The organism is Vibrio sp. HI00D65 (assembly GCF_001635455.1).
In the GTDB taxonomy this organism is placed as follows: Bacteria; Pseudomonadota; Gammaproteobacteria; order Enterobacterales; family Vibrionaceae; genus Vibrio.
Genome location: NZ_LWEH01000331.1, coordinates 1 through 398, shown reverse-complemented (window position 1 = coordinate 398; position 398 = coordinate 1). Strand labels below are relative to the sequence as shown.

1 pseudogene is annotated in these 398 nt (G+C 49.5%); it reads left to right on the top strand.

The window, feature by feature from the left end:
• Positions 1-173: 173 nt before the first annotated feature.
• Positions 174-398 (top strand): annotated as a pseudogene (locus tag A3712_RS19650) (hypothetical protein); the annotation flags it as partial.

Sequence of the window (398 nt, the reverse complement as noted above, 5' to 3'; positions counted from 1 at the left end):
GCCCAACAAATATTCAGCGAGTGCATCAGCTTTCATTTGCAAGTTGAGCCTGCGCCACTCGGTTTTGAGGTCTCGATTCAGGAAAAAGCCGTTGGCTCAGCCGCCTCATTGAAAAGCACGATGGGATTTGGAGTAACCAACATCAACCAGTGTTGCTTGAGACTTTGTTACCCATGACCAGCTGGGTGGAAAACGAAGCTGTTGCTAAGTGGTATGAAAAGCGCCGTAAAACCACTGAAAATCGAGACCTCAAAACCGAGTGGCGCAGGCTCAACTTGCAAATGAAAGCTGATGCACTCGCTGAATATTTGTTGGGCACCGGTGCATTGCTGTTCGTGGACGACGCGCACAAACTGACAGGAAGAAAAGCTCAAGTGGCTCGCTCATGTTTGCTCTCG